The sequence below is a fragment of the Halomarina pelagica genome (assembly GCF_024228315.1).
Lineage (GTDB): Archaea > Halobacteriota > Halobacteria > Halobacteriales > Haloarculaceae > Halomarina > Halomarina pelagica.
The window spans coordinates 2,675,658-2,697,834 of sequence record NZ_CP100454.1 but is presented as its reverse complement, the minus strand read 5'-3'; the positions used below and the strand labels follow the sequence as shown (position 1 = coordinate 2,697,834).

Sequence of the window (22,177 nt, the reverse complement as noted above, 5' to 3'; positions counted from 1 at the left end):
GGTTACAGTGGCTCAACAAGCATGAATCTACGTATCGCGCGCCAATTACGTTGTGAATCTCGCAAATATTCGGCAATAAATTCAGAAAGCCCGATCGATAATCGTGTTCATCGTAGAATATACCCCGTATAGCTGCGGATTCAACAATCCACCTGCTCGCCGGCGGCGTCCGCGTCCCGCCCATCTACTCCCTGAACTGGAAGTGGTCGAACGGTTGCATCTGTCGCCGTTTCACGAGTTCGGAACTCTCGATTTCGAGCCCCAGGTCGTGGATGGCGTCCGCGATGCGGGAGATGTCGGTCGTGCTCGTCGCGACGATCTCGACGTGGACGTTCCTCCGTCCGGTCATCATCTCGCGGAGGTCGATCACTCCCTGGACATTCATGATCTCGTTCGCTAACTCCGTCCGTTTGGTCGCCGGCGCGGTGCAGATGAAGAGCACCCGCAGGGGGAGACTCGCCATCTCGTAGTCGATCTCCGGATGATACCCCCGGATGACTCCGTCCGTCTCGAGTTGATCGATGCGATTCCGAACGGTACTCGGTGAGACGCCGACCGTATCGGCGATCGCCTGCGCCGTCGTTTCCCGGGCCTCCCGCTGAAGCATGTACAGGATCCCCTTGTCTACCTGGTCTAACTCCTTCGGCATAGTTCGATTAGGCCGACGGGGCGTATGTACTCTATGCCGGCCGTTCGAGGCGGAAACGGCGAGGAACCACGCCGCCCAAACGTTTACCCAGATAATCACAGTAAGGTTATACGGAGTCGGTTCGAATCGCCACGTGGCACGGAGTTCGGTAGGGTCCCAACCACTGACCTTCCGTGCCATCGCTGCCACACCCGTGGCAGCTTCTACGGCGGCGGCGGGCTATCGACTATCGTCCCGTCCGGGAGGGCGTCCCGATTCTCCATCAGTACCGTCAGGAGCGGCCTGATGTCGTCGAACTGCGGCCCCTTCGTCACCGTCCCCGTCTCTCGATCCCAGCAGACGAACCCGTGGTCCGCTACCTTCGGGAGATGTACGTGGTGCATCTGGATCATCGTCTCGCGGTCCTCGGAGACCACCGCCCGATCCCCCACCGTGACTCGATCGATCCGGAGAACGAGCGACGACACGCTCTGTTACTCGGATACTCACGAAATAGTTATCCGGGTTCTCCCCGTGTCTCTCACAGACTGACGATGAGCGACGATGAGCGAGCCACCGACCGACGAATCCCCGCCCAGGCTACGGAGACGATTTACGCCACATACGACTGGTCGGTCACCTCGCCATCTGTCGCGGTCATCGAAACCGTCGCCCGAGCGAGGGGTCGAGAACCGATGGCCATGAACCCGCTGCACGACAGCGTCGATCCGGACGCGTTAGACGCGCTGTTCCAGTCGATCCCGGACGGCCGATCCCCGACCGACGTCTCGCTGTCGGTGACGTACGCCGGCTACGAGGTGACCGTCCGATCCACCGGCGACGTCATTGCGCGGAGAGCGGCCCCCGGACCGACGGAGTGACTCGCCGGGGACTCGATCGGGGAGCGTGTGTTACCGCGCTCGGACTGCGGTCCCCCCTGCCGCGAGCACCATCCGAACGGACTACCCGACGAGTTTCTGGTCGTTGTGGACAGAGTAACGCCCTCGCTCGTCGTAAACTGGGACTCTCTCACTAGTTAACGATAGTCCCGCCCGGATTCGAACCGGGGTCAACGGCTGTCTTCCGCGCCGGAACGGTCCGCACACGTCCAAAGGCCGTTATGATTGGCCGCTACACCACGGGACTTCACTCGCTTCGTTCGCTCGGCCCGTGTACCTCGTAAATCCTACGGATTTACTCACCACCACGGGACTTCGTTCGTTTCACGCTCTCAGCCCCGTGTACCTCACGAATCCGCAAGATTCATTCACCACCACGGGACTTCGACCGTTTCGTTCGCCCGTCCCGTGTACCTCGTAAATCCTGCGGATTTACTCACCACCACGGGGCTTCAGTTCGCTCGGCGGAGCGCGAACCCTCTGGATTCGCTCACCGCGGGACGACGGTCTGAGGTTCCGCGCCGCCGTACTTCAAGGCTTCGAGCCGTCAGTCAGCCGTCTCTGGGTACTCGACTTCGAGGAGCGCACAGACGTCCGCCTCGGGGTCGAAGCAGTCGGGGCAGGCGGGTTCGCGGTCGATGATGGTGTCGAGGCGCTCTGCCACCGTCTCGTCGATGACGCTCTCCAGGGTCTTCGCCTCGGCGCGGAACTCCTCTACGTCGAGCACCTCGACGAGGAACCGCTCGATGATGCAGTAGTTCTGGAGGGCGTCGCGGGCGCGGACGATCCCGTCGTCGGTCAGCGAGACGCCCTTGTACTTCTCGTGGTCGGCCAGCCCCCGCGCCTCGAGCTTGCCGATCATCTCGTTGGCGCTGGCGGGGCTGACGTCGAGCAGTTCGGCGACGCGGCCGGTCGCGGCGGGTCCGTCCTCGGACTTCTGGGCGAGGTAGATGGCTTTCAGGTACTGGTCGGCCGTGTTCATGCTCGGGTCTCCATCAGCTTGGTCACCTCTTCGACGCCCTCGGCTTCCTCCTCGCGGATCCGAGAGAGCGTGGTCACGAGCCGTTTCGTGTCGATGCTGAACGTCGCCTCCGAGGTCTCGATGGCCGCGATGACGTCGTCGTAGAACTTGTACGCCGTCTCCTCGTTGCAGAGCTGATCGTACAGGACGCCGTCGAAGTCCTCGGGCTTCGTCTGGCCGTACTGCGCCTCGACGAGCGCCTCGATCTGGTCGAACGGGACCGGTTCCGCGTCGAGTTCGTCGACGAGCGCCTCGAGCCGCGCGCGGTGGTCCGCCGACTCCTCGGCGGCGTGCTCGAGGAGCGCGTACACCTCCGCGTCGAGTTCGTCGCCGTCCATCGTCTGTGCGTGCTTCGCCGACCGGGCCTCGACGACCTCCTCCAGGACCATCCCGATCTGGAGGAGCCGGGCGAGCTGGTGGTCCGACGCGACGGGACGCGAGACGCTCATGGCCGACGACGGCGGGGGCGTTCGGTGTCCGATCCGGTCATACGTGGACCTCTCGCGCGTGGACAGTTAAGTCGTTTCCTCCCCGTCCGCGGGACTCCACGGTGGGAACAGCGCCTCGGTCGGCGGCTCCGGCTCCGGCTCCCGCCGGCTCAGCGCGAGGAGCAGTTCGACGCGCGCCTTCGCCGCCGAGAGGCGACCGCCGGAGAGCGCGCCCGCCTCAGCCAGCGTTCGACTCCCGCCGGGCGTGCCGTAGACGGGCTGGACGCGTCCCGCGGGACACCGGGAGGTCACGACGACCGGAACGCCGCCGGCGACCGCCTCGGCGATCGCCTCACCCAGCGCGCCGGTCGTGTTCCCGATCCCGGTCGCCTCGACGACGACGCCGTCGGCCCCGGCGTCGAGCGCCCGCCGGAACCCCGCGTCGCCGACGCCGATCCCCGAGGACAGGACGGGGACGGTCGCCGTCGCCCGCTCCACGTCGAGTCGCGGCGCGTCGCTCCCCGGCGATCGGTGGAACTCGATCCCGCCCCGCAGGAACGACGCCACCGGCCCGACGGTCGGCGACTCGAACGCCCCGAGGCGGCTGGTGTGGAGCTTTTCGACCGACCGGGCGGCGTGGAGTTCGTCGTCGAAGGCCACGTATGTCCCGCCCGCCGTCCGCAGTCGGTCGTCCGCCGCCGCGCGGACCGCCGCAAGGAGGTTCGCCGGGCCGTCGGCTCCCGGCAGGTCCGCGTGCCGCTGCGCCCCGGTGAAGACGACCGGCGTCCCTCCGTCGAGCAGGCGATCGAGCGCGTAGGCCGACTCGGCCATCGTGTCCGTCCCGTGGGTGACGACGATCCCGTCCGCGTCCGCGTCGCGCGCCGCGTCCGCGAGCGCGAGGACCGTCTCGAAGTCCACGTCGAAACTCGGCCGCTCCGCGACCTCCTCGACGACGAGGTCGGCGTACGACGCGAGTTCCGGGACCGCCTCGAGCAGGTCCGCCGCGCTCCGGGTCGGTTCGGCACCGTCGTCCGTATCCGTGCTGGCGATCGTCCCGCCCGTCCCGAGGACGGCGACCGTCGGTTTCCCCGCCATCGCCACCGATCAGACGAACCGCCCCTCGCTCTCGTAGACGCTCTCGTCCGCGTCGTACTTCTCGGCGACGTCCGCGAGCGTGCTGAACTCGACGCCGTCGTGGCCCTTCACGTACGTGATGAACTCCTCCAGCAGCGGGATCAGCTGCGGGCGACCGTGGACGTCCGGGTGGATCGTGAGCGTGTAGACGCCCGCGCCGCGGCGCTGGTAGAGGTAGTCGAAGTGCGCCTTGTACAGCTCCTCGTACACCATCCGCGGGCTGGTGTAACCGTAGTTGTAGTTCGGCTGCTTGATGAACATCATCGGCGGGATGTCGTCGCGGTACCAGCTGATGGGTATCTCCACGACGTCCGTCTCCTCGCCGCGCTCGTACGGCTTCATCCACGTCTCGGGGTCCTGATCGTACTGGATCCGGTGCCAGGCGTCGCCCTTGCGCATCCGGACCGGCTCGAAGTCCCGGATCATGAGGCTGCTGTCGTACAGGAAGCCGTGCTCCTCGACCAGTTCGGGCGTGTTCTCGCTGAACTCCCACCAGCTGGCGCGGTGACCGACCGGCTCCGACCCGGTGAGGTCCTCGATGAGGTCCATCGATCGCGTGAGGATCGCCTCCTCCTGCTCGCGCGCGAGGTCCGTCGGGTTCTCGTGGGTGTAGCCGTGGGTGCCGATCTCGTGGCCCGCCTCGGCGACCGCCGCGCACTCCTCGGGGAACGTCTCGATGGTGTGCCCCGGGACGAACCACGTCGTGTCCACGTCCATGTCCTCGAACACCTGGAGCAGCCGCGGGATGCCCTCCGTCCCGGCGAGGAGCCCCCGCGAGAGGTCCGCGGGCGAGTCCGCCCCGCCGTAGGAGCCCAGCCAGCCCGCGACGCAGTCCGCGTCGATGCCGATGGCGACGTCTATGTCTCCCATGGTAGCAACTGTCTCGATTCGAGCGTCACGCGCTTGATCGTTGGGCAACGCCGCGTCGGTTACCGCTTTCACGCGGGTGGAACGATCACAGTGGCGTACCGACGACGTCGTTCCGTCGTTCGCGGTCGTTCGTCGGAGGAGCCGCGACACTCCGCCCCAACGTGAGTTTAAGTAGCGTGCCGAAGGATAAACCGGTATGGGCGCAGAACTCTCGGATCGAGTGCGCGAGATCGCGTCGGCCCGCGGCGTTCCGGAGTCGGAGGTCTTCGAGCGCGCGCTCGAACGGAGTCTCGAGGACCTGTGGGTGGACGTCGTCATCTCTGCGTACTTCGACGGCGATCTCGGTCGCGAGGAGGCTATCGAGCGCGTCGGACGAACGAAGATCGAGCGGGCGGAGCGCGAGCGCGCGATCGTCGAGGACGACGTGGAGTGGGGTCTCAATGCGTGACGCTCGTCGCAGCCTCTGACGCGGGCCGCTCATCCATCTCGCGGAGATCGATTCGCTCGACCTCCTGGCCGCCTTCGACGCCCTCGTTATCCCCAGAACGGTCTACCGGGAACTGGAAGAGGGCGGCGTTCCGAAGGGACTGTCCGAGGTCGATCACGATCTCGTAACCGCAGAGGGGGATCCGAGCGTAACCGCGGAGCTGGATCCGGGGGAGACGGCGGCCCTGGCGGTGGCGAACGAACGCGACGTGATCCTCCTGACCGACGACCTCGCCGCCCGAGAGGCGGCGACGGCGGCCGACGTCGAGGTGCACGGATCGCTCGGCATCATCGCACTGGGATACGCACGCGGGACGCTCGAGCGAGAGGAGGCCGCCTCGCTCATGCGGGCGCTTCAACGCGAGACTACCCTCTTCGTGACCGACGCTGTCGTCGAACGGGGCATCGATCTGTTAGACGACCGCTGAGGGAGAGATCGGCGCTCGAAAGGCGAGAAGAACAGCGTACGAGTTACGAGGGGGGAGGTCCCCGCGTCCCTGTTTTGCTCACTTCGTGCGCGCCCGCAACCGGTCGCGGATGCGCGACTGCACGTCCTCGCGGAGTTCGTCGACCGCGATCTCCTCCAGGACGGGCACGAAGAAGCCCTCCACGAGCATGTTCTTCGCGAGGCGCTCGTGGACGCCGCGGGAGGTCATGTAGAACAGGTCTTCGGCGTCGACCTGCCCGACCGTCGCCGCGTGGCTGGCCTCGGTGTCGTGGTTGTTGATGATGAGCTTCGGGGAGGCGTCGGCCTCGCTCTCGTCGGAGAGCATGAGGGTGTTCTCCCGCTGGTAGGAGTTGGTGTCCCACGCGTCGCGACCGACGTGCTGGACGCCCTCGTAGACCGACCGTGCGCGGTCGTCGACGACGCCGCGGGTGACGAGGTCGGCGGTCGTGTGCTCGGCGTTGTGCCAGACGCGCGCGTCCACGTCGAAGTGCTGGTCCTCGTGGCCGAAGAACGCCCCGACGATCTTCGTCTCCGAGGCGTCGCCGTCGAGGGCCACCTCCACGGAGGTCTTCGTCAGGCGCGAGCCGATGTTGCAGTCGACGACGTTGACCGTCCCGTAGGTGTCGGTCGTCCCGCGCTTGAGCTGGTAGTTGTACGTCTCCTCCGAGAGGTCCTGGAGACTGCCGTACTGGACGTAGGCGTTCTCGCCCGCGACGACCTCGACGAGGCCGCTGTAGTAGCGGTCGCCCTCGACGGCCTCCTCGCCGCTATCCTGCCGCTCGAGGATCGTGACCGAGGAGGACTCCTCGGTCACGATCAGCGTGTAGTTGAACAGCGACCGGGAGTTCATCGTCGTGCGGATCTTCACGTCCTCCGCGGTGACGCCCCTCGGGACGTAGACGACGGTCCCCGTGCTGAACAGCGCCGTCGAGAGCGCCGTCAGGTAGTTCGTCTCCGGATCGACGACGGAGCCGAAGTACTCCTTCAAGAGCGCCTCGTGCTCGTCGACCGCCTCCGCGAACGGCAGCACCTCGACGCCCTCGGTCTCGGGGGCGACGAGGTCCTTCTCCTCCGCGGCGGTGAGCGGATCGACGAACGACTCGAAGTCGAGATCCGCGAGGTCCGTCCACTTGCGCCCCGGCGTGTGGATCACGTCCGGGAAGGGGAGGTCGTCGAGCGCCGACAGCGCGTCGAGGCGCGTCTCGAGCAGCCACTCGGGCTCGCCGAGCCGATCGCTTATCTCCCGTACCTGCTCCTCGGTGAGGTTTGCGTGTACCTGCGTACTCATGAGATCCTCCGGGGGTTACCCGAGGCTTCCCTCCATCTCCAGCTCGATGAGCCGGTTGAGTTCGACGGCGTACTCGATCGGCAACTCCTCCGTGATCGGCTCGATGAAGCCGGCGACGATCATCTGCTTGGCGTCGTCGTCGTCCAGTCCGCGCGACTGGAGGTAGAAGACGTCCTCGTCGCCGATCTTCCCGACGGTCGCCTCGTGGGCCACGTCGACCTTCGACTCCTCGATCTCCATGTACGGCATCGTGTCCGAGGTGGACTCGTTGTCGAACATGAGCGCGTCGCACTCGACGCTGGTCGAGGAGTTCGTCGCCCCGTCAGCGATGTGGACGAGCCCGCGGTAGTTGGTGCGCCCGCCGTCCTTCGAGATCGACTTCGACTCGATCGTGGACTTGGTGTCGGGGGCGTTGTGGTAGACCTTCGCGCCCGTGTCGATGTTCTGGCCCTTGCCCGCGAACGCGATCGTGATGTGGTTGTCCGTCGCACCGGGGCCCTTGAGGATCGAACAGGGGTAGAGCATGGTGGCCTTCGACCCCATCGAGCCGGAGACCCACTCCATCGTGCCGTCCTTCTCGACGATGGCGCGCTTGGTGTTGAGGTTGTAGGTGTTCTTCGACCAGTTCTGGACCGTCGAGTACTGGACGTGCGCCCCCTCCTTCACGAAGACTTCGACGCCCCCGCTGTGGAGGTTGAACGCGGAGTACTTCGGTGCGGAGCAGCCCTCGATGTAGTGGACCTCGGAGTTCTCCTCGGCGATGATGAGGGTGTGTTCGAACTGGCCCATCCCCTCCGAGTTCATCCGGAAGTACGCCTGAATCGGCATCTCGACGGTGACGCCCTCCGGGACGTAGACGAAGCTCCCACCGGACCAGACCGCCCCGTGGAGGGCGGCGAACTTGTTGTCGCTCGGCGGGACGCACTTCGTCATGAAGTACTCCTCGACGATCTCCGGGTGCTCGCGCACGGCCCGGTCCATGTCCATGAAGACGACGCCCTTCTCCTGCCACTGCTCCTGCATGTTCTGGTAGACGATCTCCGACTCGTACTGCGCGCCGACGCCGGAGAGGGCGTTCTTCTCGGCCTCGGGGATGCCCAGCTTGTCGAAGGTGTCCTTGATCTCCTCGGGGAGGTCCTCCCAGCTCTCCGCACCGCCGCGCGTCTCGATGTCCGGGCGGATGTACGGGACGATCTCGTCGACGTCGACCTCCGAGAGGTCGGGCTGGCCCGGCCAGTCGGTCGGCATCGGCATCTCGTGGAACTGCCGGAGCGCGCGCAGGCGGCGCTCCAGCATCCACTCCGGTTCGTCCTTGTCCTCGGAGATGACGCGGATCGTCTCCTCGGTCAGCCCCTTCTCGGACTTGAACGCGGCGCGCTGCTCCTTCTTGAACTCGAAGCGAGCTTCCGTGTCCGTCTCTTTGAGGTGGTCTTGTTCGGAACTCATTGTCTGTGGTTACGCTTGCTTACTTATGTGCTTGTCCTAGCCGAATTCGGTTACGTGACCGCCTCACGCCGTCCCGTAGACCTCCTCGCGGACCCAGTCGTACCCCTTGTCCTCGAGTTCCTCGGCGAGTTCGGGACCGCCGCTCTTCACGACCTTCCCGTCCAGCATGATGTGGACGTGGTCGGGCTCGACGTAGTCGAGGATCCGCTGGTAGTGGGTGATCTGGAGGACGCCCGTCCCCTGCTCGTCGCGGAGGGCGTTGATGCCCGCGGAGACGTCCTGCAGGCGGTCGATGTCCAGCCCGGAGTCGATCTCGTCGAGGACGGCGATCGAGGGTTCGAGGATGGCGGCCTGCAGCACCTCGTTCTGCTTCTTCTCCCCGCCGGAGAAGCCGGCGTTGAGATACCGGGTGGCGAACTTCTCGTCCATGTCCAGCAGCTCCATCTTCTCGCGCAGGAGCCCCTGGAACTCGGCGACGCCGACCTCGCCCTCGTCGACCGGCCCCTCCATCGGGGAGGTGGCGTACCCCGACTCCTCCGCTTCGTCCTCCTCGCCCTCGTCCTCCTCGAAGAGTTCCTCGCGCTCCTCGAGCTTGGCGTTGAGCGCCGTGCGGAGGAAGTTCACCATCGTGACGCCCTCGATCTCGGCGGGGTACTGGAAGCCGAGAAACACGCCGAGCGCGGCGCGCTCGTTCGGCTCCAGGTCGAGGAGGTTCCACGTGCGCTTGTCCTCGGGGATCTCGAAGTCCTCGCCGAAGTCGCCGTCCTCCAGGTGGATCAGCACCTCGCCCTCGGTGACCGTGTAGGCCGGGTGCCCGGCGATGACCTTCGCCATCGTCGACTTCCCGGACCCGTTCGGTCCCATCAGCGCGTGGATCTCGCCGGATTCCACCTCGAGATCGACGCCCATCAGGATCTGCTCTCCGCCTTCCTCGTTGACCTCCGCGTGAAGGTTCTGTATCTCTAATCGTGCCATAACGAGCACCTACGGTTATCGTCCCACCATCGGTGCGTGACGTGTATAATGTTTTCGTATCTGACCTAATTCCGCTTCCGGCAGCGACAAACGATGTTTTCGTATAGCAAAGTCAATGGTGGCCACTCGGCGCTCACCGAGTGGCCGGGGGCCGGCGCGTGGCGACGCCTCGCGTTCCGAGCGCCCGGTTCGAAACGGGTGCGCCTCGGACCGGCCCGTTCCCCGATCAGAAGTACTGCCCGAGGCCGGTCTGGGTCTGACCGCTCTCGACCTCGTCCCAGGAGACGTCGATGGCGTCGAGGATGCGCTCGATGGGGCCGCGGAGGGTGCGATCGAGCATCTTCTCCCGGTCGATCTCGAACTCCTCCGGCAGTTGATCGGCGTACTCGACGCAGATGACGTCCTCCTTCTGTCGGAACTCGCGGTAGAGCGCGTCGGTCCGGGCGTCGATACCGAGTTCGCGCTCGACGCGTCCGTAGAAGTCGTTGTGGACGCCCTTCAGGTAGAGGCGCTTGGGCTTCGACCCTCGCCCGAAGTTCGTCCCCAGCAGGAGGTTCGCGTACTTCGCCCCGCGGACGTGCGCCGTGTCCGTGTCGTAGTTGTCGAGGCGCTTGCCGATACCTCCCGGGATGCCGATCTCCTCGACGCCGATGTCGCCCTCCTTGAACCGCTGGATCACGTCGTGGACGTACTCCTTCACCTCCTCGCGGTACCCCTCGCCCTCGCTCCTGACGATGAGTTCGATGACGCGCTTCTGGACCTCCTTGGTGATGGGCGCGATGTCCGAGCGCTTGTACTCGAAGCCCGTGATGTCGATGTCGTCTACGTCCTTGCCCTCCTTCCAGACGATGTGGCCGGCGTAGCGCTTCTTCTTGCCCGCCTGGAAGAACCGACGGTAGAGCTTCTCGAACTCGATCTGGAACCGGTGGTGGTCGGCGTTGAGTTCCTCGCTCGCGAACTCGTCGTAGGAGGCGTTGATCTCCTCCTCGATGGCGAACGCCTGCTCGATCGCCTCGTCCCTCGAAACCTGACCGCCGAGTTCCAACATGACGGAATCCGTATCTCCGTACGCGACCCGGTGGCCCATCTCGTTCGCCACGGTCTCGGTGAACTCGATAACTCGGCGTCCCGTCGCGGTTACGGCGGCCCCCATTTCCTTGTCGTAGAGCCTAAATCTATCCCAACCGAGTACTCCATATAAAGAATTCATAATAACCTTGACAGCTCCTTGCTGGCGGTCGTAGGTCTCGTACTGGTCCGACCCCGGTCGGTGCTCGTCGCGCAGGCCCTTCTTCCGGTCGCGCTCCTCCAGCAGTTCGTCGACCATCTCCCGGATGATGCCGGCCGGCTCCTGGCGGAAGTGCGTCCCGTTGGGCGCGACGTAGGTGTCCCCGTCGAAGGTCGCCGGATCGACCTTCGTCTCGATGGACGCGTTGATCGTCACCATGCACATCGGGTAGAGCGACTTCAGGTCGAGCACGGAGACGTTCTCCCGGACGCCGGTGATGGGGTCGAACACCGCGCCGCCCTCGTACTCCTCGCTGTCGACGCTCCCCTTGGAGGGGAGGGCGAACTCGCCGTGGACCTTGTGGAGGATGTAGAGGTCCACCGCGTCCCCGGGGGTGGTGGCGTCCTCGAGCTTGCAGCCGACGAACGACGCCACCTCCGTCCAGAACGGGACGATGTTCTGCTTGCGGTCGAGTTCGACGCAGAGTTCGACGTCGCGCAGGTTGTACTCGAGCAGTCGCTCGGGGTTCTCCTCCCAGAGGTCGCCGATGCTGCCGGGGTAGCGCTCCTTACCGACGCCGAGTTCGGCCTCCCCGACCGCGTCGAGGCGGTAGGAGTCGAGTTCGGAGATCTTGATGCGCTTGTAGGCGTACAGCAGGTCGAACACGACCCGACCCTTGACGTTCGGGCCCTGCCACTCGCTGCGCCAGACCTCGTTCACCCGGGAGAGCCGGTTCGGGTCGAGGGCGCCGTCGCCGCCGAGCACCTCGAGTCGGTCGAGCAGGTAGGGCGCGTCGAAGTCGGCGAAGTTCCACCCCGTCAGCACGTCGGGGTCGGTCTCGTCGACGTAGTCGAGGAACGCCGCGAGCATGTCCTCCTCCCGCTCGAACGCCCGGACCTCGACGGCCGGCCCCTCGCGGAGCGGATCGTACCCCGGAAGCGAGTCGGGGCCGCCCGCGCCGTCGGGAGCCTCGTAGAGCCACACGACGTACTCGTCGCGGTAGTTGTCGTGGCTGGTGAGACAGATGATCGGCTCCTCGCCCTCCTCCGGGAAGCCCGAGCGGTCGTCGACCTCGATGTCGAAGGTGTTCACCCGGAGGGTCGCGTCCATCTCGACGGGTCGCAGTTCCTGGTGGGGAACGTCGATCGCGCCGTCGTCGTTCCGGCGACAGGGCACCCGTACGCCGCTCGTGATGTCCTTGTCGATGAGGAGGCGATTGGGAAAGAGGATGTCCGCCTCGTAGTGGTCGAAGCGGTCGCGCAGTTGCCCGACGTCGCGGGGGGTCTGTCCGACGATCTTGGTCAACCGCTCGCCGCGGATGCTGACGAACGGGTCGCCGTCCTCGTCGGTCTCGCGGGAGTCGAGCAGGCGGTCGAACTCCTCCTCGGGGCGGCCCTCGAGCGAGTCCGTCGGCGCGTAGAAGTAGGGCTCGAACTCGCGGACCCTGACGTGTTCGACCTCGTCGTCCGCGGTCCGGCCGAAGACGTGGACGACCGGGTGCTCGTCGCGGCCGCTCCCCTCGATGGTGTAGTCGACCTGCGTGACGAACAGCTCGACGGCACCGTCGGCGTCGGGATAGCGGTACGAAGAGGTGTCGACCACCTCCGGGGCGAGGCCCGCGCCGTCGCCGGCCACCGCCTCGGCCTCGGCCTCCACGAGGTCGCGGGCGTCGCGGCCACCGCCGCCCGCCTCGAAGTCGCCCAACCCGCTCTGTTGCATGATAGGTGGACTTTGCCCTCTCCGGTAAAAATCCCCGCGGTGTCGGCCCCGGTGGCGCGCGGGGGAATCTCCGCTGCCGCAAAGCATTTACTGTGACATGGCATACCACTCCGGTGCGACCATGGCCGATAACGATGTTCCGTCGGAAGGTGAGCCGATCGACGAGTCGCGTCACGAGCCGGACGTCTCGGAGGCCGTAGAGACGACGGAGACGTACGAGACGGACGAGGGGCTGGTCTTCTACGACGCGCAGAACCCCCTCGCCTGGATCCTCGCGGGGAGCACGATCCGACTCGACGACGTACTCTGAGAGGAGCCGAACCGTCATCGGGGCGTAAGGATGCAGACACGGTCCGAACGGATCGGGCGTACGACGGCGGCACCGCAACCGGGGACGCTGCAACCGGGGACCTTTTTCGCCGTGCGCGAGTACGTAACGCCGTGAACCCCTTCGAGGAGGACGAGGAGGACGCCTGGCCGGACGAGCCGGAGGAGTTCGACCCCGAGAGCATCGGCCCTCGCGTCGAGTACGCCGCCCCCGAGGACCTCGCGGACGCGGACGTGTCGGACGAACTCTTCCGCGCCTTCTGGGCGACCGTCCTCATGGCGAACGTCGGCCTGTTCGCCGTCAGCCTCGGATTGATGTTCGTCGTCTTCCGCGCGCAGTACCGCCTCGGCGGGGTCGTCTTCGGCGTCGGCGCGCTTGCGCTCCTGTTCGGCTACCGGTACTACCGGAGCTACCAGGACGACCGCGCCGAACGGGACTAATCCGTGGGGACCGAAGGGGCGGGCATGCAGACGGTTCGCGCCGACGACGGAACGATCTACCTCCTCCTCAAGCGCTCGAGCGACGCCTCTCGCGTTCGCGATCCGGCGACCGGAGAGGAGCGATACGTCGCGAACGACCGCCTCGAACGCGTCGAGGGGGAGTCGCCGCTCGAGACCGCCGCGCGAGCGGTGCCCGACCCTGTCCGTCGGCTGCTCACCGCGGTCCACGACGATCGCGGTCTCGGCCTCCTCCTCGAACTCGACCGCCGCGGCCCGATCGCCGCCCGCGATCTGATGGGCGCGTACGACCTCTGCGAGAGCGACGTGCTCGGTCTGCTCACGGAGTTCCGCGCGGCGGGCCTCGTCGAACCCGCGGACGTGGCGGGCGAACCGGGCTACGACGCGACGCCGCGGGCGCGCGAGGCGCTCGACCCGCTCCGCTGAGCGCCGGTGAGCGGGGACGGCGGGCGCGATCGACGACCCGATCGACGGTGGTCAGTCCCCCTCCGCCCGCAGCGCCGTCAGCGACGCCGCCTCGTGGTGCTCGACGGTCGAGCGGTTGCTCGTGGGGTCCTTCTCGACGTGGACGAGTTCGTCGGCCGCGCCCACGAGTTCCTCGTCGTGGCTCACGACGACGATCTGCTCGACGCCCACCCGACGCATCGACTCGACGAGTTCGACGAGCTTCGAGACGTGCCCCGAATCGAGGAACACCGTCGGCTCGTCGAGGATGAGCGGCGGCATGGGTGCCGACCCCTCGATCCCCTCCGCGAGCAGGCGGTAGATGGCGCACCGGAGCGAGAGGTTGAACAGCGCGCGCTCCCCGCCGGAGAGCAGCTCGGGGTCGAGCGGCTCGCCGTCCTTCTGGTAGACCGTGAGTTCGTACTCGCCGTCGAGTTCGATGCGGGCGTAGGAGTCGTTCTGGTAGACGAGGTCGAACGTCTCGTTGAGTAGCTGTTCGAGCTTCCTGACGTTTCGCTGGCGAAGCTCCGCCCGGAGGTCGGCGTACATCGCCTGGAGCTGCTGGGTCTCGTCGTAGAGCGACTCGAGGTACTCGACGGTCGCGAGGAGGTCCTCGCGCTCCTCGCGCAGGCGTTCGAGGTCGGACAGCTCACCGCGGGTCCGCTCGATGCGGCCGACGAGGTCGTCGCGCCGCTCGGTCACCTCCTCGATGGCCGACGCGACCCGCTCGAGGTAGTCCTCGGCGTTCTCCAGCCGTTCTCGCGCCGTCTCTACGCTCGACTCGTCGAACTCCTCCGCGAGTTCCGACCGGCGCTCGCGCTTCTCGGCGAGGCGGTCGCGGCGCTGGTCGTTGAGTTCGTCCAGGTGCGCGCGCTTCCCGCGGTGGTCCTCGACGGCCGCCTCCGCCTCCGCGATCTCGGCGAGGCGGTCGCGGGCCGATTCGAGCGCCTCCCGCTCGCTCGCGAGCGTCTCGCGCTCCTCGACGATCGACTCGCGCGTCTCGCGCTCCGCGTCGGCCTCGTCGGCCTTCTCCGCCGCGACCGCGCGTTTCTCCGCCGCCGCCGATTCGAGGTCGGCGGCCTCCTCGCGGAGTTCGTCGGCGCGCTCGTGCTTCTCGGTGACCGACTCGGCGCGCTCCGCGATGCGTTCCCGGAGCAACTCGCGGCGGCTCTCGATCTCTCCCAGGCGGTTCTCCGCCTCGAGCAGGTCCTCGGCGCGCTCGACGCGCGCGTCGAGCGCCGCCAGTTCGTCGCGCCGCGCCTCGAGCTTCGCGTCGAGGTCGCTCACCCTCGATTCGTACTCCGACTGCGACTCGACGTGAGGCGAGTCGTCGACCGGCTGGCCGCACTCCGGACACTTCCCCTGGTCGAGCAGGTCCCGGATCTCCTCGAGGCGCTCCGCCGTCGTGTTCCGATCGGCGACGAGTTCCGCGACTCGCCCCTGGACGGACTCGTGCTCCTCGCGGAGGTCGCGGAGGCGGGCGGCCGCCTCCCCCGGTTCGATCGACGCCTCGACGAACCGCTCCCGGAGGATCTCCGCCTCGGCGTCGAGGTCCTCGATCGTCTCGCGGTCGGCCTCGAGGGCTGCCTCGGCCTCCTCGGCGTCCGCCGCGAGCGTCTCGGCGCGCTCGCGCTTCTCCGCCGCCCGGGTCTCGTGCTCGTCGGCGCGCTCGGCGAGGCGCTCTGACTGGTTGTCGAACGCCTGCGCCTGCATCCGTCGCTCGTTCGCCCGCTCTGCGAGGTCCTCGTCGCGCTCCGCGAGCGCCGAGAGCCGGGCGTCGATCGCCTCCTCGGTCCGCTCCCCGACGGCGGTGTCCGCGAGCAGGCGCTCGACCCGCTCCTCCAGGTCGGCGATGCGCTCTCGTTTCTCCCGCGCGGCCTCACGGTGCTCCTCGCGCTCGCGCTCCGCCCGGGCGACGTCCGACCGGAGGTCGTCGATCTCCGCGTCGAGGGCGTCGAGCCGGTCTCGGGTCTCCTCGTAGCGGTCGAGCACCTCCTCGGCGTCGTCGCGGCTCTCGCGGGCTCTCTCGCGCTGCTGCTCGTAGTTCTCCAGCGTCTCGTTCGCCTCGTTGAGTTCCGTCTCCAGGGCGTTCAGGCGACCGTGGAGGTCCTCCTCCTCCTTCTCGGCGATGCGCTCCTCGACGCTGTCGAGGACGGCGCGCCGGTCGCGGCGGACCCGCCCGACGCCGACGCGGGCCTGGCTCGCCCGCTGGCGGTACTCCTCGAGCTTCCCGAGCTGGAGGAGGTCGTCGATCACGTCCTGGCGCTGGCTCGGCGAGGCGTTGATGAGCTTGTTCACCTCGCCCTGGCGGACGTAGGCGCAGTTGACGAACGCCTCCGCGTCCATCCGCAGGAGATCGGTCACGTACGCGCGCACGTCGCGAGCGCCCTCGACGGTCCCGGAGGGCGTCTCGAGGACGCACGAGGCGGTCTGCGCGCGGTCGTCGCTGACGCGAACGCGACGCTCGAGGCGGAAGCGCTCGCCCCCGTGGACGAACCGGAGTTCGACCGTCGCCTCGTCCCGCCCGATGGTGACGACCTCGTCGAGCGTCGTGTCGAGGGCCTTCGCGCCGTACAGCGCGAAGAAGCACGCCTCGAGCAGCGACGACTTCCCGCTCCCGTTCAGCCCGTGGATGACCGTCACCCCGCGGTCGAGGTGGAGGTCCGCGTCGTCGTAGCACTTGAAGTGCTCCAGCCGGATGCGCTCGAACTGCATCAGTACTCACCCATCGTGGACTGTCCCTCGCTCCCGGCCTCGTCGGTCTCGGCGTCGGATGCGGTCGTCGCCGCGGTCGCGGGGTCCGGCTCCGCCCCCGGCTCTCCCTCTGTCTCCGCTCCCGTCTCCATCTTCGTCTCCGCTCCCGTCCCCGTCTCCCCGGAATCGGATCCCCCTGCCGCCTCGCTCCCGGTCGCCGTCTGCTCGTCCTGCCCGTCTTCGTCCGCCGCGTTCTCGACTTCCGTCCCGGGTTCCGTCCGGGCGAAGGCCTCCGTCTCGCCCGTCTCGACGACCTCCGCGACGAGCGACTCCACCTCCTCGGCGACGTTCGCGTCGGCGACCTTGCTCGCCCGGACCACCTCGTCGACGTGGCGGGCCGCCGTGCTGAGGCCGAGTTCGCGGACGCGCTCGGTGACCGCCTCGTCGGGGTCGGCGAAGCTCACCTCCAGGTCCCGCACCTCCTCGAACTCCCGGTGGTCGTTCACCCGGGCGACGAGCGCGCCCCGGTCGACGATGTGGCGTTCCAGTTCGGCCGGGGCGATCTCCTCGCCGTCGCCCTCGACGCTGACGATGACGACGGCGTCCGCGAGGTCGTGCTGATCGACCCGCTCGCGGACGCGCTCGATCCCCTCCCCCGGCGCGAGTTCGACGTCGACGAAGACGAACTCACGGGTGTCCAGCCCCCGTCGGGCGATCGACACCTCGCCGTCGAAGGTGACGACGTTGTACCCCCGGGCGTCCCGCTCGTCCGCGCTGGCGCGCTCGGTCGACCCGCAGTAGGTGACCCACGCCCCCTCGACCTGCGCCCGGTCCGCGGCGTGGTTGTCCCCGAGGAGCATCGCGTCGAACGCGACGGTCGACTCGGAGAGCACCTCCGCCGAGTCCCACTCGCCGAAGTCGAAGGGCGTGAACAGGCCGTGGGTGACGAGCGCCGCGTGGTCGGCGTCGTGGTCGGCGAACTCGTAGTCGAGGGCGTCGCGCTGTGATCGGGGGACGAAGTCGAGACCGTAGAACGCCGTCGATCCGATCACGTGCGGCTCGCGGTCGAGGCGGACGGCGAGGCCGAGCGACTCGAAGAGGTCGAGCCACTGCCTGCCCCGCTTCGACTCGTGGTTCCCGACGACGGCGAGAAACGGAACCCCGGCGTCGTCGAGGGTTCGAAGCGCGGAGAGCGTGCCGAGGAGATCGGGCAGGTCCGGCCGGCGGTCGTGAAACAGGTCGCCCGCGTGGACCACCGCGTCGACGCCGTCGCCGACGGCGTCCGCGACGACCCGCTCGAACGCCTCGAGGAAGTCCTGACGGCGCTCCGGACGGTGATACTGTCGGTACCCGATGTGTGTGTCCCCGGTATGTATCACGCGCGTCATCTGTCTCCTCGTTTCGTATCCGGTCCTAAATCCGTTGCGTGACCGGGGCGGAAGTGGTCCCCCCTGGCGGCGGCGCGACAGCGCTCGAACGCGCGGAGCGCGGCCCGCCCCTCCCGAGCGACGGTCGGATCGCGTTCCGCACGTCCGTCGCGCCTCTCGCGTCCGTCGCGCTCCCCGCGTTCCCCGCGTTCCCCGCGCTCCTCGAATCCCTCGCGTTCCTCCCCCGGAGTACGCGCCACGGCCCGGCGGAGCCGCGGCAGTCCGACCGACTCGACGAACGTCGCGGCCCGCTCGATGTCCTCGCGGGCGGCGACGGCCCGCTCGACGACGGTTCTGTCGTGATCCGTCGGTGCGGCGAGCCGGGCGAGCGCGCGCTTGACGGCGACGGGGTCGGCCATGCCGTCGGATGGTGCGTACCGGTATAAGAAGTTCAGGGGGTACGACGTCGTCTCCGCCGCCCGGGAACCGGCGAACCCGTTATGGGACCTGGCCGCTTCTATTTACTCGATGACAATTGACGATCTCGGCGACTACGGCATGGTCCGCATGGACGACGAGGCGATTCGAGGGTTCCTGTCGAGCCAGAGCGTGGGGGTGCTCGGTCTCCCTGCGGAGGGAGCGCCCGCGATGCGTCCCATGTCCTTCTGGTTCGACGGTGACGCCCGGCTCTACTTCGTCTACGTCCTCGGCTCCGATAACCGGAAGGGGGAACTGAGCGACCGGGCGGAGGCCGCCCGGTTCCTCGTGTACCGCGCGGAGACGCCGTTCAACTGGCGGAGCGTCCTCCTCACCGGGACGATCGACGAGGTCCCCGCGAGCGACCGGGACGCCGTTCGGTCCGCCCTGGAGATGAAGTGGCGTCCGGACGTGTTCGAACGGGCGGGCGCGTCGGAGGCCACCACGCTCTACCGGTTCCAGATCGAAGAGCGCGTCGGCATCGAACACCTCGGGCTCCCGCCGGGGTTAGAAGCGCCACCCGCCGAGGATCGCTCGGGCTGACGACCTCGACGGCCCCGACAGATCTCGGGACGCGCCGGCGCAGACGAGGGGGGATACGAACCGACCGACTCTTCGGCCCGGCGAACGTCCGTCGGCCCGATGGATCGCGATCGACTCCTCGCGGCCGCACCGCTCCTGGCGGCGGCGCTGTGGGGCGGGATGTACGTCGTGAGCAAGTGGGGGTTCAGCGCGGTCCCGCCGCTGACGCTCGCGTTCCTGCGGGTCGCGATCGGGGCCGGCGCGCTCTATTCGATCGTTCGGCTGACGCGACCGACTCGATCGTTCACCCGGCGGGAGTGGCGACGGCTCGGCGGCCTGGCAGTCTGGCTGACGGCGGCGCTCACGACGCAGTTCGTGGGGACCGACCTGACGACCGCGAGCCAGGGCGCGCTGTTGACGGTCTCGACGCCGGTGTTCGTCATCGGCCTCGGGGTGACGGCGCTCGACGAGCGGCTCACGCGTCGGAGGGCCGTCGGGACGGCCCTCGCGGCCGTCGGAACGCTCGTCGTGCTGGCCGGCCGGTACGACTTCGGGACGCTCGCCGGCGGAACTCTCCTCGGGGCCGGACTCCTGCTGTTCTCCGCGTTCTGTTTCGCCGCGTTCACCGCGTTCGGGAAACCGCTCGTTCGGCGTTACTCCGCGCTCGAGACGGTCACGTACGCGACAGTGCTGTCGGTTCCGCTGTTCGGCGCGCTGGTCCCGGTCGAACTCGCCCTGCGGCCCGGTGCCCTCGAGTCGATCCCGACGACGCCCCCCGTCGTCGGGGCCGTCCTCTACCTCGGACTGCTCAGCACCGCCGCCGCCTGGTACTGCTGGTACAAGGGGATGGAGTACGCGGACGCGAGCGCGGTCGCCGCGTTCTTCTTCGCCCAGCCCCTCGTCGGCGTCCTGCTGGGGGTCGCGTTCCTCGGCGAGACGGTCGGCCCCGGGTTCGTCGGCGGCGGGGGCCTCCTGCTGCTCGGGGTGTACCTGGTGAACGGCGACGCGCAGTCGCCGACCGAGCGGTCCGAGACGACGCGGCGACCGGCGGACCGCGACCGCGTCGAGGGGGCGGCGGCCGACGAACCGTGACCGCAGTGGAGCGACGGTCGACCGCTCCGCGCCGTTCGCCTCGCCGAACGCCGCTACGTCGTGTCCTTCTCGCAGATGGAGACCACCCAGCTGGCCGGGTCCGTGAGGTCCTTCCCGTCGATCGTCCACGAGTGCTCGTCCGTCAGCGGGCGCGCGACGAGGATCGCGGGTTGCGTGAACTGCGAGAGCGGGACGGTCGTGTCGGGGAAGAAGCCGAAGCTCGAGAGCACCGGTTCGGGGACGACGCCCCGACGGACGGCCACTATCGGCACGTCCTCGGCGTCGCGCAGGAGCGTCCGCAGGAGGGCCGCGTAGACCCGGCCGTGGGTCGACCCGCCGGTGAGCGGGTGGACGTCCATCAGGTTGGCGACGCCGCGTCGGGCGCTCGTCCCGACGACCGCCGCCCCGACCGGATCGTCGCCGCGTCGGGCGACGTAGGTCGTGTACTCGTACTCGGGGTTCTCGTACCGCCAGCCGTAGAACGTCTCGTCGCGGCAGGCGTGAAAGCGATCGGGGACGTACTCCTCGTACAGCGAGACGAGCGTCTCGGCGGGGATCGCGTCGTACCGGGAGACGGTGACGCCCGCGCTCCTGGCGAGTCGGCGCGCGCGCGCCCCCCGGAGGTCGAAGTAGGCGCTCATCGCCGCCGCCCCGACCCCGTCGACGACCCGGCCGACGAGGCTCTCGTCGCCGAACGGGGTGAACGCGCCGGGGTGCTGGATCCGGTAGTACGTCGGGATCGTCTCGACGACCTCCCAGCCGAGTTTGAGGTTGCCGGGGAGGGACTTCTCGTTCGGGAAGTCGAAGAAGAGGTCGAACGACTCGTCCGCGTAGCGCTCGATGGCGCGTTCGGTCATCCGGGTGAACAGCCCCTTGCGCTGGTGGTCCGGGTGGACCATCGTGTCGCACGGCTGGAGGCTCTCGTAGGTGTGACCGTCGGCACGGAGGCGGAGACAGAAGAACGACCGCGCGCCGACGAGGTCGCCGTCGCGTTCGGTCACGTAGATGGGGACGTGGTCGACGTACGGGTTGTCCTCGTACTTCCAGGCGAACCACCGGCGGTCCTTCCGTCCGCCGAACACCGTCTCGTAGAGGCGCAGGTATCCCTGCCTGTCGCCCGCCCGAAACGGGCGAACCGTGTACTCGTCACTGCTCATGCGACCGTTCGTTTCGCGACCTCCCCCATGGTTTCGACGGTTAGGTCGCCGCGCTCGCGCATGGCGTCCATGAGCGCGAAGACGTCCCGGACGCGGCCCACCTCCTCCGGACCGACGAGGTCGTTCGGGTGGAACCAGACGTGGAAGACGCCGTCCTCCTCGACGGCGCGTTCGAGGCCCAGCCTCGCCTGCGTGACGATCGGTCGCCGGTTGAACGGGCGGGAGAACAGTCGGGCATGACGCTCGAAGCCGAACAGGTGCAGCGACGCGGGGATGTTCACCAGCCCGTACTCGTCGACGGAGGGGTGCGTGACCGGCGGCGCGGAGAGTCCGGCAGCGTAGGAGGCGAACTTCCCGAGGGCGCGGAGGGGCGTGCCGTCGTACCACCGTGACGGTTCCCGACCGCGGTAGCAGGTGAACCCGTACTCAGCGAGCACGTCCCGGTGGGCGACCCGGTTTCGCGGGTAGACGAACGAGTTCATCTCGATCCCGCGCTCCCGGGCCACGTCGACGCAGGCGCGGAGTTCGGCGTGGGCCACGTCGGCCGTCGTGGTGCTAGCCGTGAAGTCGAGGTGGGTGAACGTGTGGCAGCCGATCTCGTGGTCGACCGTCGCGTCTCGGACTCGATCGATGAGGTCGCGTCCGTACCACTGATCGTCGTCCGCCGGACGCGGCCGGGGGTCGACCGGCGCACCGCCGTCGGCGGCGTAGGTGGCGTAGCGCTGATCGTCGGTCCGATCGAGGAACAGCCGTCCGACGATCGCCCACGTCGCCGGGAGATCGAACTCGTCGAGGAGGTCCACGAGCGTCTCCCAGCCGCGTCGGCCGGCCGCCATGCGCCGTCGCTCGTGGGCCGGCGGGTGGGGGTGGTCGTGGAACCCCCAGGCGAGTTCCGCGTCGAGCGAGATGACTGCGTGCGCCATTACACCGGCGTTCACTTTCCGTTCGGATAGTTATGAAACACATATGATCATTGAGGTGCTGACTTCGTTTTTGTTGGACAGTCTTTAGCGTTAGTCACTGCACCCGGGACCTACCGAAAAACGCCGTATCAGCCGGTAAATGGCC

The 22,177-nt window shown here is 67.8% G+C and carries 22 protein-coding genes, 1 tRNA gene and 1 pseudogene; 8 read left to right on the top strand and 16 right to left on the bottom strand.

Annotated features, from left to right (window positions below; genetic code table 11):
• Positions 1-184 precede the first annotated feature (184 nt).
• Entirely contained in the window at positions 185-649 is a 465-nt protein-coding gene (locus NKI68_RS14010) for an Lrp/AsnC family transcriptional regulator (RefSeq protein ID WP_254543719.1), read from the bottom strand.
• Between the two features lie 203 nt (positions 650-852).
• The gene (locus NKI68_RS14005) at positions 853-1,116 is read right to left on the bottom strand and encodes a DUF7344 domain-containing protein (RefSeq protein WP_254543718.1); all 264 of its coding nucleotides are present in this window, start codon (positions 1,114-1,116) and stop codon (positions 853-855) included.
• Here NKI68_RS14005 and ddfA point away from each other — a divergent pair.
• Positions 1,018-1,509 carry a DdfA family disk-determining factor gene (ddfA, locus tag NKI68_RS23590; RefSeq protein ID WP_368410953.1) on the top strand — a complete coding sequence of 164 codons (492 nt, stop codon included), beginning with the start codon at positions 1,018-1,020 and terminating at the stop codon, positions 1,507-1,509. The genes NKI68_RS14005 and ddfA overlap by 99 nt on opposite strands.
• A 162-nt stretch (positions 1,510-1,671) precedes the next feature.
• Here the strand turns inward: ddfA and NKI68_RS13995 are convergent.
• The 5 genes from NKI68_RS13995 to NKI68_RS13975 all read right to left on the bottom strand — a co-directional run bounded on the left by NKI68_RS13995 (position 1,672) and on the right by NKI68_RS13975 (position 4,980).
• A tRNA-Gln gene (locus NKI68_RS13995) sits at positions 1,672-1,774 on the bottom strand.
• A gap of 300 nt (positions 1,775-2,074) precedes the next feature.
• On the bottom strand, positions 2,075-2,509 hold the full coding sequence (locus tag NKI68_RS13990; RefSeq protein WP_254543716.1) for a metal-dependent transcriptional regulator: 435 nt from the start codon (positions 2,507-2,509) through the stop codon (positions 2,075-2,077).
• Positions 2,506-2,997 carry a ferritin-like domain-containing protein gene (locus tag NKI68_RS13985; RefSeq protein ID WP_254543715.1) on the bottom strand — a complete coding sequence of 164 codons (492 nt, stop codon included), beginning with the start codon at positions 2,995-2,997 and terminating at the stop codon, positions 2,506-2,508. The genes NKI68_RS13990 and NKI68_RS13985 overlap by 4 nt, the downstream gene beginning before the upstream one ends.
• Positions 2,998-3,063: 66 nt before the next feature.
• The gene (locus NKI68_RS13980) at positions 3,064-4,071 is read right to left on the bottom strand and encodes an asparaginase (RefSeq protein ID WP_254543714.1); all 1,008 of its coding nucleotides are present in this window, start codon (positions 4,069-4,071) and stop codon (positions 3,064-3,066) included.
• Between the two features lie 9 nt (positions 4,072-4,080).
• On the bottom strand, positions 4,081-4,980 hold the full coding sequence (locus NKI68_RS13975) for a polysaccharide deacetylase family protein (protein ID WP_254543713.1): 900 nt from the start codon (positions 4,978-4,980) through the stop codon (positions 4,081-4,083).
• A gap of 196 nt (positions 4,981-5,176) precedes the next feature.
• On the opposite strand from NKI68_RS13975, the gene NKI68_RS13970 reads away from it, so the two are divergent.
• Together NKI68_RS13970 and NKI68_RS23815 are read left to right on the top strand one after the other, a co-directional pair.
• A complete protein-coding gene (locus NKI68_RS13970; protein WP_254543712.1) occupies positions 5,177-5,428 on the top strand; it encodes a hypothetical protein in 252 nt (83 codons plus the stop codon).
• A pseudogene (locus NKI68_RS23815) lies at positions 5,425-5,894 on the top strand (PIN domain-containing protein). Before NKI68_RS13970 ends, NKI68_RS23815 begins: the two are co-directional and overlap by 4 nt.
• A 78-nt stretch (positions 5,895-5,972) precedes the next feature.
• Here NKI68_RS23815 and sufD read toward each other — a convergent pair.
• From sufD to NKI68_RS13940, 4 genes are all read right to left on the bottom strand, one after another.
• A complete protein-coding gene (gene sufD / locus NKI68_RS13955; protein WP_254543709.1) occupies positions 5,973-7,202 on the bottom strand; it encodes a Fe-S cluster assembly protein SufD in 1,230 nt (409 codons plus the stop codon).
• A gap of 15 nt (positions 7,203-7,217) precedes the next feature.
• A complete protein-coding gene (gene sufB / locus NKI68_RS13950; RefSeq protein WP_254543708.1) occupies positions 7,218-8,648 on the bottom strand; it encodes a Fe-S cluster assembly protein SufB in 1,431 nt (476 codons plus the stop codon).
• A gap of 63 nt (positions 8,649-8,711) precedes the next feature.
• Positions 8,712-9,623 carry an ABC transporter ATP-binding protein gene (locus NKI68_RS13945; RefSeq protein WP_254543707.1) on the bottom strand — a complete coding sequence of 304 codons (912 nt, stop codon included), beginning with the start codon at positions 9,621-9,623 and terminating at the stop codon, positions 8,712-8,714.
• A gap of 226 nt (positions 9,624-9,849) precedes the next feature.
• Positions 9,850-12,570, bottom strand: a complete 2,721-nt coding sequence (locus NKI68_RS13940) for a DNA-directed DNA polymerase (protein WP_254543706.1) — start codon at positions 12,568-12,570, stop codon at positions 9,850-9,852.
• A 121-nt stretch (positions 12,571-12,691) separates the two neighbouring features.
• Here NKI68_RS13940 and NKI68_RS13935 point away from each other — a divergent pair, with 121 nt between their 5' ends.
• The 3 genes from NKI68_RS13935 (at position 12,692) to NKI68_RS13925 (ending at position 13,782) form a co-directional block, all read left to right on the top strand.
• Positions 12,692-12,880 carry a DUF7331 family protein gene (locus NKI68_RS13935; protein ID WP_254543705.1) on the top strand — a complete coding sequence of 63 codons (189 nt, stop codon included), beginning with the start codon at positions 12,692-12,694 and terminating at the stop codon, positions 12,878-12,880.
• Positions 12,881-13,011: 131 nt separating this feature from the next.
• Entirely contained in the window at positions 13,012-13,338 is a 327-nt protein-coding gene (locus NKI68_RS13930; RefSeq protein WP_254543704.1) for a DUF7322 domain-containing protein, read from the top strand.
• Between the two features lie 24 nt (positions 13,339-13,362).
• Positions 13,363-13,782 carry a DUF7346 family protein gene (locus NKI68_RS13925; protein ID WP_254543703.1) on the top strand — a complete coding sequence of 140 codons (420 nt, stop codon included), beginning with the start codon at positions 13,363-13,365 and terminating at the stop codon, positions 13,780-13,782.
• A 51-nt stretch (positions 13,783-13,833) separates the two neighbouring features.
• Here NKI68_RS13925 and rad50 read toward each other — a convergent pair whose 3' ends face one another.
• Genes rad50 through NKI68_RS13910 form a run of 3 tightly spaced genes read right to left on the bottom strand, consistent with a single transcriptional unit; the run spans position 13,834 to position 18,280 of the window.
• Positions 13,834-16,515, bottom strand: coding sequence for a DNA double-strand break repair ATPase Rad50 (rad50, locus tag NKI68_RS13920; protein ID WP_254543702.1), 2,682 nt, complete (start codon positions 16,513-16,515; stop codon positions 13,834-13,836).
• On the bottom strand, positions 16,515-17,882 hold the full coding sequence (mre11, locus tag NKI68_RS13915; protein WP_254543701.1) for a DNA double-strand break repair protein Mre11: 1,368 nt from the start codon (positions 17,880-17,882) through the stop codon (positions 16,515-16,517). The genes rad50 and mre11 overlap by 1 nt, the downstream gene beginning before the upstream one ends.
• Positions 17,879-18,280, bottom strand: a complete 402-nt coding sequence (locus NKI68_RS13910) for a DUF7966 family protein (RefSeq protein WP_254543700.1) — start codon at positions 18,278-18,280, stop codon at positions 17,879-17,881. The genes mre11 and NKI68_RS13910 overlap by 4 nt, the downstream gene beginning before the upstream one ends.
• Before the next feature lie 109 nt (positions 18,281-18,389).
• Between NKI68_RS13910 and NKI68_RS13905 the strand changes: the two genes are divergently transcribed.
• Both NKI68_RS13905 and NKI68_RS13900 read left to right on the top strand, forming a co-directional pair.
• Positions 18,390-18,881 carry a pyridoxamine 5'-phosphate oxidase family protein gene (locus NKI68_RS13905; protein ID WP_254543699.1) on the top strand — a complete coding sequence of 164 codons (492 nt, stop codon included), beginning with the start codon at positions 18,390-18,392 and terminating at the stop codon, positions 18,879-18,881.
• Positions 18,882-18,980: 99 nt separating this feature from the next.
• Positions 18,981-19,952: a DMT family transporter gene (locus NKI68_RS13900; RefSeq protein ID WP_254543698.1), complete on the top strand. Its 972-nt coding sequence runs from the start codon at positions 18,981-18,983 to the stop codon at positions 19,950-19,952.
• Between the two features lie 53 nt (positions 19,953-20,005).
• Here the strand turns inward: NKI68_RS13900 and NKI68_RS13895 are convergent, their stop codons facing one another.
• Together NKI68_RS13895 and NKI68_RS13890 are read right to left on the bottom strand one after the other, a co-directional pair.
• Positions 20,006-21,109 (bottom strand): GNAT family N-acetyltransferase, encoded by a 1,104-nt coding sequence (locus NKI68_RS13895; protein WP_254543697.1) that lies wholly within the window; start codon positions 21,107-21,109, stop codon positions 20,006-20,008.
• A complete protein-coding gene (locus NKI68_RS13890) occupies positions 21,106-22,032 on the bottom strand; it encodes a polysaccharide deacetylase family protein (RefSeq protein ID WP_254543696.1) in 927 nt (308 codons plus the stop codon). The genes NKI68_RS13895 and NKI68_RS13890 overlap by 4 nt, the downstream gene beginning before the upstream one ends.
• Between the last annotated feature and the right edge of the window lie 145 nt (positions 22,033-22,177).

What these genes read in the sequence shown, in the direction of transcription:
- NKI68_RS14010 (WP_254543719.1), bottom strand. Translation starts at nt 649, where the DNA reads ATGCCGAAGGAGTTAGACCAGGTAGACAAGGGGATCCTGTACATGCTT.
- ddfA (WP_368410953.1), top strand. Translation starts at nt 1,018, where the DNA reads ATGTACGTGGTGCATCTGGATCATCGTCTCGCGGTCCTCGGAGACCAC.
- NKI68_RS13990 (WP_254543716.1), bottom strand. Translation starts at nt 2,509, where the DNA reads ATGAACACGGCCGACCAGTACCTGAAAGCCATCTACCTCGCCCAGAAG.
- NKI68_RS13985 (WP_254543715.1), bottom strand. Translation starts at nt 2,997, where the DNA reads ATGAGCGTCTCGCGTCCCGTCGCGTCGGACCACCAGCTCGCCCGGCTC.
- NKI68_RS13980 (WP_254543714.1), bottom strand. Translation starts at nt 4,071, where the DNA reads ATGGCGGGGAAACCGACGGTCGCCGTCCTCGGGACGGGCGGGACGATC.
- NKI68_RS13975 (WP_254543713.1), bottom strand. Translation starts at nt 4,980, where the DNA reads ATGGGAGACATAGACGTCGCCATCGGCATCGACGCGGACTGCGTCGCG.
- NKI68_RS13970 (WP_254543712.1), top strand. Translation starts at nt 5,177, where the DNA reads ATGGGCGCAGAACTCTCGGATCGAGTGCGCGAGATCGCGTCGGCCCGC.
- sufD (WP_254543709.1), bottom strand. Translation starts at nt 7,202, where the DNA reads ATGAGTACGCAGGTACACGCAAACCTCACCGAGGAGCAGGTACGGGAG.
- sufB (WP_254543708.1), bottom strand. Translation starts at nt 8,648, where the DNA reads ATGAGTTCCGAACAAGACCACCTCAAAGAGACGGACACGGAAGCTCGC.
- NKI68_RS13945 (WP_254543707.1), bottom strand. Translation starts at nt 9,623, where the DNA reads ATGGCACGATTAGAGATACAGAACCTTCACGCGGAGGTCAACGAGGAA.
- NKI68_RS13940 (WP_254543706.1), bottom strand. Translation starts at nt 12,570, where the DNA reads ATGCAACAGAGCGGGTTGGGCGACTTCGAGGCGGGCGGCGGTGGCCGC.
- NKI68_RS13935 (WP_254543705.1), top strand. Translation starts at nt 12,692, where the DNA reads ATGGCCGATAACGATGTTCCGTCGGAAGGTGAGCCGATCGACGAGTCG.
- NKI68_RS13925 (WP_254543703.1), top strand. Translation starts at nt 13,363, where the DNA reads ATGCAGACGGTTCGCGCCGACGACGGAACGATCTACCTCCTCCTCAAG.
- rad50 (WP_254543702.1), bottom strand. Translation starts at nt 16,515, where the DNA reads ATGCAGTTCGAGCGCATCCGGCTGGAGCACTTCAAGTGCTACGACGAC.
- mre11 (WP_254543701.1), bottom strand. Translation starts at nt 17,882, where the DNA reads ATGACGCGCGTGATACATACCGGGGACACACACATCGGGTACCGACAG.
- NKI68_RS13910 (WP_254543700.1), bottom strand. Translation starts at nt 18,280, where the DNA reads ATGGCCGACCCCGTCGCCGTCAAGCGCGCGCTCGCCCGGCTCGCCGCA.
- NKI68_RS13905 (WP_254543699.1), top strand. Translation starts at nt 18,390, where the DNA reads ATGACAATTGACGATCTCGGCGACTACGGCATGGTCCGCATGGACGAC.
- NKI68_RS13900 (WP_254543698.1), top strand. Translation starts at nt 18,981, where the DNA reads ATGGATCGCGATCGACTCCTCGCGGCCGCACCGCTCCTGGCGGCGGCG.
- NKI68_RS13895 (WP_254543697.1), bottom strand. Translation starts at nt 21,109, where the DNA reads ATGAGCAGTGACGAGTACACGGTTCGCCCGTTTCGGGCGGGCGACAGG.
- NKI68_RS13890 (WP_254543696.1), bottom strand. Translation starts at nt 22,032, where the DNA reads ATGGCGCACGCAGTCATCTCGCTCGACGCGGAACTCGCCTGGGGGTTC.